The sequence below is a fragment of the Reyranella soli genome (genome assembly GCF_007992495.1).
Lineage (GTDB): Bacteria > Pseudomonadota > Alphaproteobacteria > Reyranellales > Reyranellaceae > Reyranella > Reyranella soli.
Genome location: NZ_BKAJ01000065.1, coordinates 51,605 through 67,970 on the forward strand (window position 1 = coordinate 51,605; position 16,366 = coordinate 67,970).

17 protein-coding genes are annotated in these 16,366 nt (G+C 66.9%); 7 read left to right on the plus strand and 10 right to left on the minus strand.

The annotated features are described in order from the left end of the window. Positions 1 to 30: 30 nt before the first annotated feature. The 3 genes from RSO01_RS17835 to RSO01_RS17845 are packed head-to-tail and all read right to left on the minus strand — an operon-like array spanning position 31 to position 2,937. Positions 31 to 636 carry a 2-hydroxychromene-2-carboxylate isomerase gene (locus tag RSO01_RS17835; protein ID WP_147150474.1) on the minus strand — a complete coding sequence of 202 codons (606 nt, stop codon included), beginning with the start codon at positions 634 to 636 and terminating at the stop codon, positions 31 to 33. Positions 637 to 639: 3 nt separating this feature from the next. Continuing rightward, a complete protein-coding gene (locus tag RSO01_RS17840) occupies positions 640 to 1,383 on the minus strand; it encodes an SDR family NAD(P)-dependent oxidoreductase (RefSeq protein WP_147150475.1) in 744 nt (247 codons plus the stop codon). A gap of 9 nt (positions 1,384 to 1,392) precedes the next feature. Next, positions 1,393 to 2,937: a class I adenylate-forming enzyme family protein gene (locus RSO01_RS17845; protein ID WP_147150477.1), complete on the minus strand. Its 1,545-nt coding sequence runs from the start codon at positions 2,935 to 2,937 to the stop codon at positions 1,393 to 1,395. Positions 2,938 to 3,096: 159 nt separating this feature from the next. On the opposite strand from RSO01_RS17845, the gene RSO01_RS17850 reads away from it, so the two are divergent. Both RSO01_RS17850 and RSO01_RS17855 read left to right on the plus strand, forming a co-directional pair. Further along, positions 3,097 to 3,798 (plus strand): SDR family NAD(P)-dependent oxidoreductase, encoded by a 702-nt coding sequence (locus RSO01_RS17850; RefSeq protein WP_147150479.1) that lies wholly within the window; start codon positions 3,097 to 3,099, stop codon positions 3,796 to 3,798. 5 nt (positions 3,799 to 3,803) lie between these two features. Then, complete coding sequence (locus RSO01_RS17855) at positions 3,804 to 4,601, plus strand: glutathione S-transferase family protein (protein WP_147150480.1); 798 nt, start codon at positions 3,804 to 3,806, stop codon at positions 4,599 to 4,601. Positions 4,602 to 4,756: 155 nt separating this feature from the next. Here the strand turns inward: RSO01_RS17855 and RSO01_RS17860 are convergent, their stop codons facing one another. After that, a complete protein-coding gene (locus tag RSO01_RS17860; protein WP_147150482.1) occupies positions 4,757 to 5,557 on the minus strand; it encodes an SDR family NAD(P)-dependent oxidoreductase in 801 nt (266 codons plus the stop codon). An 83-nt stretch (positions 5,558 to 5,640) separates the two neighbouring features. Here RSO01_RS17860 and RSO01_RS17865 point away from each other — a divergent pair, with 83 nt between their 5' ends. Next, on the plus strand, positions 5,641 to 6,405 hold the full coding sequence (locus tag RSO01_RS17865; RefSeq protein WP_147150484.1) for an SDR family NAD(P)-dependent oxidoreductase: 765 nt from the start codon (positions 5,641 to 5,643) through the stop codon (positions 6,403 to 6,405). 1 nt (position 6,406) lies between these two features. Next, a complete protein-coding gene (locus RSO01_RS17870; RefSeq protein WP_147150485.1) occupies positions 6,407 to 6,895 on the plus strand; it encodes a hypothetical protein in 489 nt (162 codons plus the stop codon). A 6-nt stretch (positions 6,896 to 6,901) separates the two neighbouring features. Here RSO01_RS17870 and RSO01_RS17875 read toward each other — a convergent pair whose 3' ends face one another. Continuing rightward, positions 6,902 to 7,486 (minus strand): T6SS effector amidase Tae4 family protein, encoded by a 585-nt coding sequence (locus RSO01_RS17875; RefSeq protein ID WP_170303153.1) that lies wholly within the window; start codon positions 7,484 to 7,486, stop codon positions 6,902 to 6,904. A 146-nt stretch (positions 7,487 to 7,632) separates the two neighbouring features. Between RSO01_RS17875 and RSO01_RS17880 the strand changes: the two genes are divergently transcribed. Then, entirely contained in the window at positions 7,633 to 9,327 is a 1,695-nt protein-coding gene (locus tag RSO01_RS17880; RefSeq protein ID WP_147150487.1) for an AMP-binding protein, read from the plus strand. Between the two features lie 131 nt (positions 9,328 to 9,458). Beyond that, positions 9,459 to 10,799, plus strand: coding sequence for an MmgE/PrpD family protein (locus RSO01_RS17885; protein WP_147150488.1), 1,341 nt, complete (start codon positions 9,459 to 9,461; stop codon positions 10,797 to 10,799). 61 nt (positions 10,800 to 10,860) lie between these two features. On the opposite strand, the gene RSO01_RS17890 is transcribed toward RSO01_RS17885, so the two are convergent. From RSO01_RS17890 to RSO01_RS17910, 5 genes are read right to left on the minus strand one after another with little or no spacing between them, the layout of a single operon-like run. Further along, positions 10,861 to 11,829, minus strand: coding sequence for a Bug family tripartite tricarboxylate transporter substrate binding protein (locus tag RSO01_RS17890; protein WP_170303154.1), 969 nt, complete (start codon positions 11,827 to 11,829; stop codon positions 10,861 to 10,863). Positions 11,830 to 11,842: 13 nt separating this feature from the next. Next, complete coding sequence (locus RSO01_RS17895; protein WP_147150492.1) at positions 11,843 to 12,361, minus strand: cupin domain-containing protein; 519 nt, start codon at positions 12,359 to 12,361, stop codon at positions 11,843 to 11,845. A gap of 36 nt (positions 12,362 to 12,397) precedes the next feature. Then, the gene (locus RSO01_RS17900; protein ID WP_147150494.1) at positions 12,398 to 13,702 is read right to left on the minus strand and encodes a methyltransferase domain-containing protein; all 1,305 of its coding nucleotides are present in this window, start codon (positions 13,700 to 13,702) and stop codon (positions 12,398 to 12,400) included. Further along, on the minus strand, positions 13,703 to 14,299 hold the full coding sequence (locus RSO01_RS17905) for a glutathione S-transferase family protein (RefSeq protein WP_147150495.1): 597 nt from the start codon (positions 14,297 to 14,299) through the stop codon (positions 13,703 to 13,705). It lies immediately after the preceding gene. Then, positions 14,296 to 15,024 (minus strand): SDR family NAD(P)-dependent oxidoreductase, encoded by a 729-nt coding sequence (locus RSO01_RS17910; RefSeq protein WP_147150497.1) that lies wholly within the window; start codon positions 15,022 to 15,024, stop codon positions 14,296 to 14,298. The genes RSO01_RS17905 and RSO01_RS17910 overlap by 4 nt, the downstream gene beginning before the upstream one ends. Positions 15,025 to 15,093: 69 nt before the next feature. On the opposite strand from RSO01_RS17910, the gene RSO01_RS17915 reads away from it, so the two are divergent. Next, on the plus strand, positions 15,094 to 16,359 hold the full coding sequence (locus RSO01_RS17915) for an LLM class flavin-dependent oxidoreductase (RefSeq protein ID WP_147150500.1): 1,266 nt from the start codon (positions 15,094 to 15,096) through the stop codon (positions 16,357 to 16,359). Positions 16,360 to 16,366: the final 7 nt, after the last annotated feature.

Sequence of the window (16,366 nt, forward strand, 5' to 3'; positions counted from 1 at the left end):
GAGAGGAATTTGAAGAAAAGGAGGAAGCGTCTATTTCCTCGCAGCGATCGCTTCCTCGACGTCGCGCAGTCGGTCCTTGCCGAAGTAAATGTCGTCGTCGACGAAGAAGGTCGGCGAGCCGAAGGTGCCGCGCTCGACGGCGCGCGTGGTCTCGGCCAGCAGGCCGTCCTTGATCTCGGCGGTCTGCGCCAGCTCGAACAGCTTGTCGGCCGGCAGGTTCGACTCGAGCAACGCGGCCTTCAGGACGGCCGGATCATCGAGCTTCTTCGGCTCGGCCCACATGTGGCGGTAAACCTCGTCGACATAGCGCTCGAAGATGCCGAGCTTCTTCGCCGCCACCGCGCCGCGCATGATCATCAGCGTATTGACCGGGAAGAACGGGTTGGACTTGAAGCGCGTAATGCCGTGCTGGCGTACGAAGCGCTCGGTCTCGAGCCGCTGATATTCGGGCTTGTTCTTGATGCCGGCGTTGGTCTCGGCCGGCGAGCGGTTGCCGGTCATCTTGAACACGCCGCCCAGCAAGACCGGCAGGTAGTCGAATTTCACGCCCTGGCGCTTCTCGATCCCCGGGATGACGAGGTGGCTCAGGTAGGCGTTAGGGCTGCCGAAATCGAAGAGGAAGTCTACTTTGGGCATGGCTCACCATTTCTCGCCGAAGGGACGGATTTCCATTTCCGAGCTCCAGGCGTCGCGCGGCTGCTGGTAGAGCGCCCAGTACGCCTCGGCGACGGCCTCTGGCCGCATCAGCCGGTCAGGCGACAGCTTGGCCAGCGCTTCGGCGCCCTCGCGTTCCTTGATGCGCTCGCGCACCCACGCGGTGTCGACGCCGGAGTCGATCACGAGATGTGCGACATGGATGTTCTTGGGGCCAAGCTCGCGCGCTGCCGCCTGGGCCACGGCGCGCAACCCTGCCTTGGCCGCCGAGAAGGCTGCATAGCCCACCCCGCCGCGCATGCTGGCCGTCGCGCCGGTGAAGAAGATCGCGCCCTTGCCGCGCGGCAGCATCAGCCTGGCGGCTTCGCGGCCGGCCAGGAACCCCGAGTAGCAGGCCATCTCCCAGACCTTGCGAAAGACGCGTTCGGTCGTCTCGGTGAAGGGGAAATTGACGTTGGCGCCGACGTTGAAGATGCAGACTTCGAGCGGCGCCTGCCGGTCGGCCTCCTGCAGGAAGGCGGTGATGTCCTCCTCCTTGCGCGCATCGAGCGAGCGCGCCGAGACCTGCCCGCCGGCTGCCTTGATGTCGGCCACCAAGGGCGCGAGCTTGTCGCCGTTGCGCCGGCCGGCGAACACGGTGAAGCCCTCGCCCGCGAACTTCTTGGCGATGGCGCCGCCGATGAAGTCGCCCGCGCCGATCACGGCTGCCGTCGCATTGCGTGCTGCCACTTGTTCCTCCTATGCGCTGAGCCGATGTTTCAGGATCTTGCCCGCCGAAGACGTCGGCAGTGCCTCCAGGATCACGATCTCGCTCGGCCGTTTGTAGGCGGTGAGCTGGCGCGCGGCGTGCGCCATGAGATCGTCGACCGTGGCCTGCGCTCCGGCCAGGAGCTGCACGTAGGCCACGACTTCCTCGTTGGCCTGCACGGCGCGGCCGACCGCGGCCGACTGCATGACCGCCGGATGGGCGTTGAGCACCGCTTCGACCTCGGCCGGATAGACGTTGAAACCCGACCGGATGATCAGTTCCTTGGTGCGGCCGGCGATGAACAAGGTCTCACCTTCGAAGCGGGCAAGGTCGCCGGTATTGAACCAGCCCTCCTTGTCGATGGCGGCCGCCGTCGCCTCGGGCGCGCGATAGTAGCCGCGCATGACATTGGGGCCACGGACATGCAGCTCGCCGACCGTGCCCTCGGCGACCGCGGCGCCGTCGCGGCCGACCAGGCGCACTTCGATGCCGGGGATGACCGTGCCCACCGACGTGTCGGATCGTGGCGCTTCGGCGCGCACGCCCGATATGCCGGGCGCGCACTCGGTGATGCCGTAGCCGTTGAGCAACGGCAGGCCGAACTCCTGCTCGACCATGGCTTTCAGGGTGGGATCGAGCGGCGCGCCGGCAACGTAGAGGCCGCGCAGGCGGCCGCGCGGCAAGGCATTGAGGCCCGCCGTCGCCTTGTATTCGAGCAGGCGCTGATAGGTCGTCGGCACGCCGAACAGCAGCGAGATGCCATGGTCGCGCACGGCGCCGACGAAAGCCGCCGGATCGTACTTGGGCACCAGATGGACAGCGCTGCCGCCGATCAGCGTGCCCGCCAGGATGATCGAAAAGCCGACAATGTGCGACATCGGCAGCACGCCATAGATGATGTCCTCGGGCGTGGGCTTGCGCAGCAGGCGCGAGACGCTGGCGTTGAACAGGATGTTGCGGTGGCTGAGCATCACCCCCTTGGGGTTCCCCGTGGTGCCCGACGTGTAGAGCAGCGCCGCCACCTGCTGCGCGCTGTCCTGCGCCACCGGCTCCGGTTCGGTCGCCTCGTTGAGCGGGCTTACGGCAAGCGTGCCGAGCGGGCCCATCTCGACTTCGTGCGCCTCGTGGCGGCGCGCGTGCGCTGCGGCTAGCTCGGAAACCTCGACCGTGTAGTACAGCACGCGCGCGCCGCAGTGGCCGCGGATCTGGTCGATCTCCCGTTCGGACAGGCGCGGATTGACGGAGACCGACCAGGCGTCCAGCGCCGATATCGCAAGGATGAGGGCCGCGAGCGCGGGACTGTTCTCGCTGACCACCATCACCCGATCGCCCGGCCGCACGCCGTGTTTGCTGAGCTCCGCCGCCACGTCATCGACGATGCCGGCGAGCGCGCCGTAGGTCCACACCTTGCCATCGCCGATCAGGGCGGGCTGCTTCGGCGCGCTCCTGGCCCACGGCCGGAAGACCTGGTCGAGACGCTGCGGCAATCCCGCGAGAAGCTGCTGGGCTGCGGCCTCGACCTGCGATGGCGCCATGTTTCCTCCGCCTATTCGTTGGCTGGCACTGTCAGTGTCTTTTTAGAACTTGTCAATCTGCCAACAGGGCCGCAACTCGTGCGGTCATGAGTTTTGTGTGTTTGATCCGTGCTTTTTTCACATGCACGATCCGGCCGTGGTCAGAAAACGGAGCCAACCATGAGCCGTCCCCTCGCCCTCGTAACCGGAGTCGGCCCCGGCACCGGCAGTGCCATCGCCCGGCGCTTGTCAGCCGGCGGCTACGACGTCGCCATGCTGGCCCGCACCAAGGATCGACTGGCGACGTTCGAACGGGAGATCGCCAACGCGAAAGCCTTCGCCTGCGACGTCACCGACGAGGCCGAGCTCGATGCGGCGCTGGCGATGGTGCGCCAGCAGCTCGGCGAGCCCTCGGTCCTGGTGCACAACGCGGTCGGCGGCGCGTGGGGCAGCTTCCTGGACATCGATCCCAAGGTCCTGAACGCCAATTTCCAGGTCAACACCATGGCGCTCTTGCACCTGGCCCGGCGCCTCGCGCCGGCGATGGTGCAGGCGGGCAAGGGCGCGATCGTTGTCACCGGCAACACCTCGGCGCTGCGCGGCCGGGCGAACTTCGCGGGCTTCGCGCCAACCAAGGCGGCGCAGCGCATCCTGGCCGAAGCCATGGCGCGCGACCTCGGGCCGAAGGGCGTCCACGTCGCCTACATCGTCATCGATGCGGTGATCGATCTTGCCTGGACGCGCAAACGCTATCCCGACGCGCCCGACGGCTTCTTCATCAAGCCGGCCGCCATCGCCGACGAGGTCTGGCACGTCATCCACCAGGACAGGAGCGCCTGGTCGTTCAACGTCGAGATTCGCCCCTTCGGCGAGAAATGGTGAGTGCCATGGCCGACCTCCGGATCTTCTCCTATCTCCCCAATCCCAGGATCATGAAGGCGACGATCGCCGCGCGCCTGTGCGGCGTCGATGTCGAGCTCCGCGGCGCCAAGCCTGCCGAGCTGAAGGACTGGCTGTGGGACTTCGACGCCCGTCCCCTCTCCGAAGCCGATCGCCGCAAGACCAAGGCGCGCGCCGGCCGGGTCGGCTTCAAGGGCGGGCAGTTGGTCAAGACCGACGCCTTCCTGGCCGCCCACCCCTTTGCCACGGTGCCCGCGGCCTTCAGCCCGGACGGGACGACCGGCATCTTCGAATCCAACAGCATCATGCGGGCCGTGGCGCGGCTCGACCGCAAGCGGTCGAAGCTCTACGGCAGCACCCCCTACGAGGCCGCGCGCATCGACAGCTTCCTCGACGCCAGCCTGGTCTTCGCCCGCGATTCGCAGATCTACCTACTGGCCCTGCGCGACCCGGACTTCGCCGCCGACATCCATGCGCGGACAGCGGAGGCCTTTGCGATCTATGCCGCGGGTATCGACCAGGCCCTGCAGCCCGACCGCAGCTTCCTGGTCGGCGAGACGCTGTCGCTGGCAGACATCTGCTTCGTGGCCGAGCTCTGCCTGTTCCTGAACGAGCGGCACCATCGCCCGACGCTTGCCAAGCGTGGCCTGACGCCGATCGTGAACGAGCAATGGCGCGAGCAATTCCCGAACGCCTCCAGCCATTTCAACCGGCTGATCGCCCATCCGGCGTTTGCGCCGGATGTCGGCCCCTACCTGCAGAAGCTTTACGCGCGAGCGGCGTAAGGCGCTGACGTTAGGCGCCAAAATCCCGTCATCCCGACCGGAGCCTCGCGAAGCGAGGCGTAGTGGAGGGACCTGTTTTGTTGATGCGACGACAAAACAGGTCCCTCGACTGCGCCGCCCTTCGGGCGGCTCCGCTCGGGATGACGGGAAAGAAGCTACCGCGCCTTCATCGGCAGGCTGGCGAGGTGGATGCCGGCGTCGACGATCAGGAACTCGCCGGTGATGTTTGACGCGCTGGTCAGGAAGAACATCACCGCCTCGGCCATCTGCTCGGGCGTGCCGGCCTGGCGCAGCGGCGCGGTCTGCTCCTGGCTCTGCTTCAGCTTATTGTAGTTCTCCTCACCCATGCCGCCCAGCAGCCAGCGCGTCTGGATGAAGCCCGGGCACACGGTGTTGACGCGCGCCGACGGCGAGAACCAGCGGGCGAGCGTCAGGGTGAGCGTATTGAGCGCGCCCTTGGAGCAGGCATAGGGAATCGAGCTGCCGACGCCCATCACACCCGCGATCGAGGAGATGTTCACGATCGACCCGCGCTCCTGCTTCTCCTCCCACTGCTTCTTCATGGTCGGGAAGACGGCGCGGCTCATCATGTAGGGGCCGGTGACGTTGACCCTGAGGATGCGGTCGAAATCCTCGGGCGTGACGCCGTCGAGGTCGCCCTGGTTCTGGAACTTGGTGGTGCCGGCATTGTTCACCAGGCCGTCGATGCGGTCCCACTTCTTCAGGGTCTCGGCCGCGAGCTTCTTGCAATCGGCGTCCTGGCCCATGTCGGCCTGCACCAGGATCGCCTCGACGCCCTTGGCCTTGACCGCCTCATAGGTCTCGTCGGCTTCCTTTTTGCTCTTGGTGTAGTTGATGGCGACGTTCCAGCCGCGCTCCGCCAGGTCGATCGCACATGAGGCGCCCAACCCGGTCGCCGAGCCCGTCACGATCGCCACCTTGCCCGATTTCGCCATGTCGTCTCTCCCGATATCTACCGGCGCCTTTCATAGGCTAGGATTGGCCCCCAAGGCAAAGAACGGCAGGACACGGACAGGGCATGGCCGACCTCTTTTCGATGAAGAACCGCGTGGTGCTGCTGACCGGCGCCTCGCGCGGGCTGGGCCGCGACATGGCGCTGACCCTGGGGGCTGCCGGCGCCACGGTGCTGTGCGCTGGCCGCACGGTGAAAGAACTGGAGGTGACGGCGCGTGCCATCAAGCGCAAGGGTGGCAAGGCCGAGGTCACGCCGCTCGACATCACCGATGAAGCCGCCGTCCGCGAGCAGGTCGCCAGCATCATCGCCAGGCACCGCCGCATCGACGTGCTGGTCAACAATGCCGGCATCATCTACCGCGAGGCGATCGTCGACACCTCGACCGACACCTTCCGCTCCGCGATCGAGACCGACCTCGTCTCGCAGTTCATGCTGGCGCGCGAGGTCGGCCGCCACATGCTGGCGCGCAAGTACGGCCGCATCGTCAATATTTCCTCGATCATGGGCATCCTGGGGCGCGCCACGGTCGCGGGCTATGTCGCGGCCAAGCACGGCCTGATCGGGCTCACCAAGAACCTGGCGGCCGAGTACGGCCCGAACGTCACCTGCAACGCCATCGCCCCGGGCTATATCCGCACCGAGCTCAACGTCCCGCTGCAGCAGAACAAGGCCTTCAACGCCATGCTCGAGCAGCGCACCGCGCTGCATCGCTGGGGCAAGCCAGAGGACCTGCGCGGCCCCCTGCTGCTGCTGGCCTCCGACGCCGGCGCCTACATGAGCGGCCATACGCTGGTGGTCGATGGCGGCATGACCGTCATCCTGGGCTGACATGCTCTCGATCCCGCGTTGGGCGATCCTGGCTCTGGGCGCGGCCCTCCTGCTGTTCGGCCTTGCCGTGCACATGGGCTGGCTGCGCGATCCCTCGTTCGCCAAGTCCGACTATGTCGGCAGCATCGACGTGTCGGCCGACGACGCCAAGCTCTATCGCGCCGTGCCGTTCGAATGGCGCGTCACCTCCAACGCCGGCTCCTTCACCGGTACCGATACGGCCTACATCCGCATCAACAATTCCGGCGAGCGCCCCACCATCTGCGGCTGGCTGCGGCTCGACAAGGGCGGCAACTCGATCCGCGCCACGCGCTGGCTGAGCGAGGCCCGGCTGTTCGCCGGCGACATGAAGCTGACCGCATTGTTCGTCGCCCCCGTCGACAAGGCGCCGGGCGACGGCCTGACCGCAGGCTGCCTCAGGATCGACGAGCCCACGCGCCCGGCGACCGACGCGCCGTTCAAGCTCGAAGGCAGTCCCGTTCGCGAGTAGCCGCCCTCAGATGTCGATCAGGTTGGGATCGCCGATACTCCAGAACCACACCCTCGGCCGCGTAAGCGAGGCAAAGTTGTTTCGCATGAAGCCCTGATTGAAATTGTCGCCGGTCCAGATCTCGGTATGGATGCCGTAGGTCTGCTGGCCCATGAAGACCACGATGCCCGGCTTGTCCTCGATGTCGGCCCGGCTCGTGATCTCCACGCCTTCTTCGAAGGTGTTGTCGAGAAAATCCTTCATCTCGTCGACGGCGGCGATGTAGCGGAACACCCTGTTCGCTGCCGACCTGATCGCAAACCCATTGGTCCGGCGCCGGTAGCTCTGCTCGCCCACCATCTTCGTCTGATCCTCATGCAGGAAGGATACGTTGATGGCGTGCGACATCTGAATGCAGCACGTCGTGTAGCTGATGTTCTCGTTGATGAGCCCGGTGACCCAGCCATCGAGCTCTCCCGCCAGTGACCCGCCGGGATCCTTCAATTTGAGATCGATCCGGGGGCCGGCCTTGGTGTTTATCGACGTCTTGGTGAAGAGCGGATAGTTGTTCACGAAGGCGTCGATGCGAACAGGAATGGCGAAATGCGTCACGGCACAATCTCCTGTCTGGCCCATCCCCAGCGAAGGGATTTGGCGCCAACAATTTGGCGAATTCGCGACGCGCACTTGAGCTTGGTTGTTCACTCGTAGCGAAATTACAGATTCCCGAGTAACAAGTAGGACGTACGGAGGAACGCATGCCCACCTTTCGCGAATCCCGCGACTTCCTGCTGGCCAACCGCGCCGACTACGCCAAGGCGGTCGCGGGCTTTCGCTGGCCCGATCCTGTGCCGTTCAACTGGGCGATCGACTGGTTCGACGCCGAGCTGGCGAGCGCTGCGAGCAAGGACCGCTGCGGCCTCTGGATCGTCGACGTGGCGAGCGGACGCGAGACCAAGCTCACCTTCGGCGAACTCTCGCAGCGATCGAACCAGGTCGCCAACTGGCTGCGCCAGCAGGGCCTGAAACGCGGCGATCACCTCCTGCTGGTGCTGAACAACGTGGCGCCGCTGTGGGAGATCATGCTGGCCGCCATGAAGCTCGGCGTGGTCGTGATCCCGGCCACGACACTCCTCACAACCGAGGAGCTGGCCGACCGCGTCGAGCGCGGCCGAGCCCGCATGATCGTCACTGACGAGGACCAAGTCGCCAAATGCGCAGGCCTGCCGCGCGATGGTGTGACGTTCGTCACCACCAGCGCCAAGCCCATCGCGGGCTGGCAGCCGTTGAGCGATGCCTATAAGTGCCCGACCGAGTTCAAGGCCGACGGCACGACCAACGCCGACGACCCACTGTTGCTCTATTTCACCTCGGGCACGACAGCCAAGCCCAAGCTGGTGCGCCACAGCCATCGCAGTTACCCGGTCGGCTCGCTCTCGACGATGTACTGGCTCGGCCTGCAGCCCGGCGACGTGCACGTCAACATCTCCTCACCCGGCTGGGCCAAGCATGCCTGGAGCACCTTCTTCGCGCCGTGGAATGCCGGCGCGACGGTGCTGATGGTCAACCAGGCGCCGTTCAACGCCAAAGCGCTTTTAGGCGTGCTGGAGCGCTGCAAGGTCACGACCTTCTGCGCGCCGCCGACCGTGTGGCGCCTCATGATCCAGGAAGATCTCGCCGTTGCAAAAGTCTCCTTGCGTGAAGTCTGCGGCGCGGGCGAACCCTTGAACCCGGAGGTCATCAACAAGGTCCAGGACGCCTGGGGCCTCACCATCCGCGACGGCTACGGCCAGACCGAGACGACGGCGCAGATCGCCAACTCGCCCGGCCAGACGGTCAAGCCAGGCGCGATGGGCCGGCCGATGCCGGGCTATCGCATCCTGGTGCTGGATGCCGACGGCATGCCGACCGATGAGGGCGAGATCTGCCTCGACCTCAACGAGGACCGTCCGGCCGGCCTGATGCAGGGCTATGCCGACGCCGAGGGCAAGCTCTCGGGCGCCAACGACAAGGTCTATCGCACCGGCGACGTCGCGAACCTCGACGCCGACGGCTACCTGACATTCGTCGGCCGCGCCGACGACGTCTTCAAGTCGTCCGACTACCGCATCAGCCCGTTCGAGCTGGAGAGCGTGCTGATCGAGCACGATGCCGTCGCCGAGGCAGCCATCGTGCCGACGCCGGACGACATCCGGCTCAGCATCCCGAAGGCCTATATCCTGCTGACCGCCGGGACGCCGCCCAGCAAGGAAACCGCGCGGTCGATCCTGGAATACACCCATCAGCGGCTGGCGCCGTTCAAGCGCATCCGCCGGCTGGAGTTCGTCACCGAGCTGCCCAAGACGATCTCCGGCAAGATCCGGCGCAACCAGCTGCGCCGCGTCGAGTACCAGGGCAGCGCCGCCGACGTCACGCGCGGCGTGGAGTTTCACGAGAAGGACGTTTTGGGCTGACGCACGACACCGGCCCAAAGCACAACTGTCATCCCGAGCGTAGCGAGGGACCTTTGAGGCAGCAGGAACGGTCCCTCGCTGCGCTCGGGATGACAAGGTCGACTGCAACAACGATCTGCTGAAAGAGTTCCATGATTTCCAAACCCGGCATCACCCAATCGCTCGCCCGCTTCATCGTCGACACGACGTGGGAGGACATCCCCGAGCAGGCGCGCCACGAGGCCAAGCGCGCGCTGCTGAACTTCTTCGCCGTGGCCATCGCCGGCTGCCGGACCGAGCCGGTCGAGCTGGCGCTCGCCACTCTGGCGGATTTCTCCGGCGGCAAGCAGGCGACGGTCGTTGGCCGCAGCGAGCGTATCGACGCGCTGAGTGCCGCCTTCCTGAACGGCGCCGGCGCCAACGTCTTCGACTATTGCGACACGCACCTGCCGACCGTGGTCCATCCGACCGCGCCGCTCGCGCCTGCCCTGCTGGCGATGGCCGAGCTGCGGCGCGTGAGCGGCCCGCAGCTGCTGACGGCCTTCGTGCTGGGCTTCGAGATCGAATGCCGGGTCGGCGCCGCGGTGTCGCCCGGCCACTATCCCCGGGGTTGGCACATCACCTCGACCTGCGGCGTGTTCGGCTCGGCGGCCGGCGCCGCCAAGCTGCTCGGCCTCGCGGCGGACCAGGTCGTATGGGCGCTGGGCAATGCGTCGACCCAATCCGGCGGCCTGTGCGAATGCCTGGGCTGGCCGGCCAAGAGCGTCAGCGTTGGCAATGCCGCGCGCAACGGGCTGTTCTCCGCCCTGCTGGCGGAGAAGGGCTTTTCCGGTCCGGCCGAACCGATCGCCGGCGCCCAGGGCTGGCTGGCCGCCATGGGCGAGCCGCCCAACTGGGAAGCCTTCGACGGCCTCGGCGCGACCTGGGAAGTCTTAGACAATTCGCTGAAACCCTACCCGGCAGGCTTCGTGATCCATCCCCTGCTCGACTGCGCGCTCGACTGGCGCAAGCAGAATCCCGACGCCGTCGTCGAGCGTGTGGCCGTGCGCGGCAATCCGCTGCTGCTGCAGCGGACCGACCGGCCCGAGGTCGCGACCGGCCGCGAGGCGCAGGTGAGCCTGCAGCACGCCACCGCTGCCGCGCTGGTGCTGGGCAAGGCGGGCCCGCAAGAGTTCACCGATGCCTGCGTCAACGATCCCGCGGTCAAGGCGATGCGGCGCAAGATCGAGGTGGCGGAAGATCCCGCCATCTCCACCATCGCCATCGAGGTCGATTTCTTCACGTCCGACGGCAAGAAGCATCACGCCTCGACCGACGCAGCGCGCGGTTCGTCGGCCAATCCCCTGAAGGACGCCGAGATCGAGCAGAAGCTTTTGGACGAGGCGAAGAGCTGGCGGCCGCAGCACGACGTCCGGCCGCTGATCGACGCCGTGTGGGCGCTCGACAAGAGCGGTGACGTCTCGACTTTGGCCGCACTGACCGTCCCGCGTTAATGGGAGCACGGGCCTCCGGCCCGCTCATGATCATGATGCGGGCCAGAGGCCCGCGCTCCCGCTACTCCACCGTCACCTTCGCCGCCTCGGCCACGCCCTTCCACACGGCGATGTCCTTCTGGATGAAGGCGGCGAATTCCTCCGGCGTGTTGCCGACCGGCTGCATGGCCTGGTTTTCCAGCAGCTCGCGGGCGGCCGGGTCCTTGATCGCCTTCACGATCTCCTCGTTTAGCTTCTTGATCACCGCCGGCGGCGTCTTGGCCGGTGCCAGGATGCCGTGCCAGGCCAGCGCCTCGAAGTCCGGATAGCCGCTCTCGGCCACGGTCGGCACCTCGGGCGCCACGGGTGAGCGTTCCAGGCTGGTCACGGCGAGCGCGCGCAGCTTGCCCGACTTGATGTGCGGCAGGACGCTGATCGGATCGCCGAACACCACGGTGAGCTGGCCGCCCAAAAGGTCGCCGACGGCCAGCGCCGTGCCGCGATAGGGCACGTGGGTCATCCTGATGCCGGCCTTGCTGTTGAACAGCTCGGCAACCAGGTGGTTGGCCGCGCCGACGCCCGTCGAGCCGTAGTTCATGGCGTCGGGCTTGCTCTTGGCCAGCGCCACCAGCTCCTGCAGCGTCTTGACCGGCAGCTCGGCATTGACGACCAGGATGTAGGGATAGGCCGTCGTCATGGTGATCGGCGCAAAGTCCTTCACCGGATCGTAGGGCAGGCTTTTGTAGACGGCGGGATTGATCGAGATCGGGCCGGACTGGCCGAGCAGCAGCGTGTAGCCGTCGGGCTCGGCCTTGGCGACCTGGTCGGTGCCCAGGATCGCGCCGGCACCGCCCTTGTTTTCGATCACGATGGTGTAGCCCGTGTTTTCGCTCACCTTGCGGGCGACGATGCGGGCCACCGAGTCCGCGCCGCCGCCCGGCGCATAGGGCACGACGATCTTGATGGGCTTCGTCGGATAGTCGGCGGCGAGCGCCGCACCGCTCGCGCCCGATAGCGCGAGCGCAAGAACAAGCGCTGCGCGCCGCCGCATCCTCATGGCTCTGCTACGCGTCGACCTTGGCCGCGGCCTTGATGTTGGAGCGCTTGATGCGGTCGAGGTTGGCGCCTTCGATGCGCACCAGCTTGGTCAAGCCATCGCGCTTGGGCGAATGCACGACGCCGACATCGTAGAAGTGCGCGTCGCCCGGCCGCAGGACGTAGACCTTCTCCGGCTCGACCAATGACGGCGTCTCGCCGTCGCCCTTCCTGACGATGCGCCAGTCGGTCATCTCGGTGTCGCCGACGGCCAGGCCGTAGATGGCCCAGCTCGAGCCGTGGTCGTGCGGCGCGCCGTGCGCCGGCTTCTCGTAGACATGGCCGCAGACGCAGAAGCCGAGCTCGGGATCCTCGTACAGCACCTTGCGCGGCTTGCAGTCCTCGGCCCGCAGGTGCTTTTCGACGAAGTCCTTGTCGAGCAGGACCTTGGAGACGAGCTTGACGACGGCCTGCTTGCCGCCGACGCCAGGGTCGGCCTTCAGGGCGGCGCGGATGTCGTCGCTCAGCTGCTCGAGCGTATAAGCCATGGGTTCCTCCATAGGACGCGTTGGCGAAAGTCTAGCTCAGCCGGTGGGCTTGTGTCCCATAACGCAGTGCATGGGATGGGCCATGAAAAGGAGACCCTGCCCTGCAGCAACCTCGCGCACGGCCTGCCAGGCGGCCAGTTCCGGCGGCGAAAGCTGCGCCGTCAGGTGATCCTCGCGATAGCGCCAGATCGGCCCCTCGGGGCGATCCAGGGTCACCAGGGCGGGAAAGCAGGTGAGACCGCGCAAGCCTGCCTGCCGGGCGCGCCGGTAGAGACTGGCATCGGCCACGCCCTTGGCGCCGACGGATTGCGGCGGCGTCACCGCCCGCCGGCGCAGCGCTTCCGGCACGTCGACGCTCCACCATTGCGGCAGGTCGATCGACCGCACGATCACGCCGATGCGCCCACCCGGCCGCGCCACGCGCATCATCTCGGCGAGCGCGCGGTCGGCATCGCACTCCTCCAGCACCGTCACCGAGAAGATGCAGTCGAACGAGGCGTCGGCGAACGGCAGCGCCTCCGCGTTGCCAGGCAGGAAGCGGATCAGGCCGTCGAGGCCCTCCGCCTTCGCCAGCGCCTCGGCCTCGCTCAGTAGAAAGCCGTTGGTGTCGATCGCCGTGATCGGGTTGGCCTTGCCCAGACGTCCGGCCAGCAACCGATCGAGCGAACCCGCACCGCAGCCGACATCGAGGATCGTCTCCCCCGGCTTGGGCGCCAAAAGGTCGATCAGGGTCCTGAACATCGCCTGGTAGGTCGGCGCTTGGGCGCGGTCCTCGAGCGTGGCGACGCCGCCGAGATGCGCGCCGCCCAGGGTGATGACCGTGAACTGCCGCGCCAGGCGCTCGACCGCGGGCGCCCATTGCGACGGCGCCAGGAAGAACGGCAGCAGCATCAGGGCCGGCCCAGAGCCGTCGATGCTATAGGAGATGCCGGCGTGACTGCCCTCGCGTGACGGCCTCGCCGGAGCGTCGGCCTCGAGCTTGCCCAGGAAGCCCGACATCGCCTCGACGATCTCGTCGGTGCGGTCGGCGACAACGTCGGCCCAGCCGGGCGCGTCGTAACCGGCAAGCACGATCCGCCGCGACCCGGACAGCCGCGCCTCGGCCCGGGCAGTCACGTCGGCGGTGAGGCCGCCCTCGCCGCTGATCATCAGCAGGCGCTCAGGCATGACGCCGAAGGAAACCGGATCGAGGCGCGTTGGCACACAGAGCACGATACCGCCCAGCCGCGAGCCGAAGCCCGAGGCAAGACCCGCGATGTCGCCGGGCATTTGGGTGGCGACATGTGCGGCGCCGATGCCGAGATGATCCCACAGCGCGAGCAGTCGTTCGGTCGGCGTCATCTACGCGATCCCGTTACGGCCATGCTTGAGGAAAGCGGGCCGCGCACTTAGCCGCTCATAGTAGGCTCCGACATGAGCGAACGCCGGCCGCTCGAACGGCGTCATGAACCAGCGGTTGACCGACAGACCGATCGGGATGTCGGCCAGGGTGAACGCCGCGCCCGCGACGTGGGCGCCGGTGCGGGCAAGCTGGCTGTCGAGAATCTCCATCATGCGCGACCACTGCTTCTTCGAGGCCTCGATGTCGCGCGGATCGTTGAAAGCCGGATTGCGCCGCACGATCGCCGAGAAGGCATAGCGCCAGGCGCTGTTGAACTCCGTCGCCTGCCAGTCGATCCAGCGGTCGACCTCGGCGCGCGCCCTCGGCTCGGTCGGCTGCAACGTGTGCGCCGACCATTTGTTGGCGAGATAGCGGATGATGCTGTTGCTCTCCCACAGCACGAAGTCGTCGTCGACGATCACCGGCACCAGCCCGTTGGGATTCTGCGCCATCTCCGGGCCGTCGTCGGCGCGGCTGTAGGCGATGCCGATCTCCTCGCAGGCCCACGGGACCTTGCGCACGTTGATCGACGAGGCCTTGCCGAGAATGCGGATCACAGGAAGGAAAGCCCGCCGCTCAGCGCCACCGTCTGGCCGGTCATGTACTCGTTCTCGATCAGCATCATGACGATCAACGAGCATTCTTCCGGCTTGCCGAAGCGGCCGAGCGGGATGCGCGACGCCGACGAGGCGACGGCGCCCACCATGTCGGTCTGGATCAGCGACGGCGCCACCGCGTTGACCGTGATGCCGTCCTTCACCAGCCGCGCCGCGTAGCCGCGAGTCATGCCCTCCATGCCGGCCTTGGAGGTGTTGTAGTGCGGGCCGACGCCGCCCGCGCCACGCGCCGCACCCGAGGAGATGTTGACGATGCGGCCCCAGCGGCGCTTGCGCATGCCCGGCAGCACGGCCTGGGTGCAGAGGAACACCGACTTGAGATTGACCGCCATGGTGCGGTCGAAGTCGTCCTCGGTCAGTTCGTCGACGGGACGGTTGATGGCGATGCCGGCGTTGTTGATCAGGATGTCCACGGGACCCAGCTCGCGCTCGACGCCGGCCACCATGCCCTTCACCGCCGCGGCCTGGGAGACGTCCGCGCCGACCGAAACCGCCCGACCACCCTGGCCGTGGATGGCCTCGACCACGGCCTGGGCTTCGGCCGACTTGCTGAGATAGTTCACCGCCACCGCGGCGCCGGCTTCGGCCAGCGAAATCGCGATGGCGCGGCCGATGCCGCGCGACCCGCCCGTTACCAGCGCAACCCTGCCTTTCAACGCCGCCATTCGTCCCTCCGGTTGTCGACCCCGTTGGCCCGGCATGTTACCCGTTTACCAACGAACAGGAGCATAGACATGCCTCGCATGGGTTTCGGCGCGTTTCTCGCGCCCCATCATCCGATCGGCGAAAATCCCACCCTGCAGTTCCGCCGCGACCTCAAGTTCGTCGAGCACCTGGACGAGCTGGGCTATGACGAGTTCTGGTGCGGCGAGCACCATTCCTCGGGCTGGGAGATGATCGCCTCGCCCGAGATGTTCCTGGCCGCCGCCGGCGAGCGCACCAAGCGCATCAAGCTCGGCACCGGCGTGATCTCGCTGCCCTATCACCATCCCTACAACGTGGCCCAGCGCATGGTGCAGCTCGACCACATGACGGGTGGGCGCGCCATCTTCGGCTCGGGCCCGGGCGCACTCCCGTCCGACGCCCACACGCTCGGCATCGACCCGATGACCCAGCGCGACCGCCAGGACGACGCGATCGACGTGATCCGCCGCCTGTTCAAGGGTGAGCGCATCACCAAGAAGACCGAGTGGTACACCTTGCAGGACGCGGCCCTGCAGCTCCTGCCCTTGCAGGAGGACATGGAGTTCGTCGTCGCCTCGCAGGTCAGCCCCTCGGGCATGACCTTGGCCGGCAAGTACGGCATCGGCATCATCTCGCTGGGCTCGATGTCGAGCCAGGGCCTGCTGTCGCTGCCGACGCAATGGGGCTTCGCCGAGCAGGCGGCCGTCAAGCACGGCACCAAGGTCGACCGCAAGAACTGGCGCGTGCTGCTCAGCTGGCACGTCGCCGAAACGCGCGAGAAGGCACGCGAGGAGGCCCGGCACGGGCTGATGCGCTGGCACAACGAATACATCGTCGGCACCCTGCAGCGGCCGGGCGACCAGCCCTTCACGTCGCCCGACGAGGCCGTGGACAAGACAGCCTTCGAGGACGGCGCGGCCTCGGTGATCGGCACGCCCGACGACCTCGTGAAGGTGATCAAGTCGGTCTATGCCCAGAGCGGCGGTTTCGGCACGGTGATCGGCTTCGTGCACGACTGGGCGAATCCCGAGAACACCATGCGCAGCTGGGACATGGTGGCGCGCTACGTCATCCCCGAGATCAATGGCTACGTGACCAAGCTGCGCGAATCGCAGAAGTTCCTGATCGAGAATCGCGACGTGTTCGTGCGCGCGGGCCAGGCCATCATGGCCAAGATCATGGAGAACAAGGACGCGGTCGAGGCGCTCAAGGTCACCGAGTCGCCGCGCTTCGCCGCCGCCAACGCCGCCCTGCCCCGTCTCCTCAAGGAGAAGGAGGATGAGGAGAAGAAGGGCAAGCAGCAGGCGGCCGAGTAACCAGAGC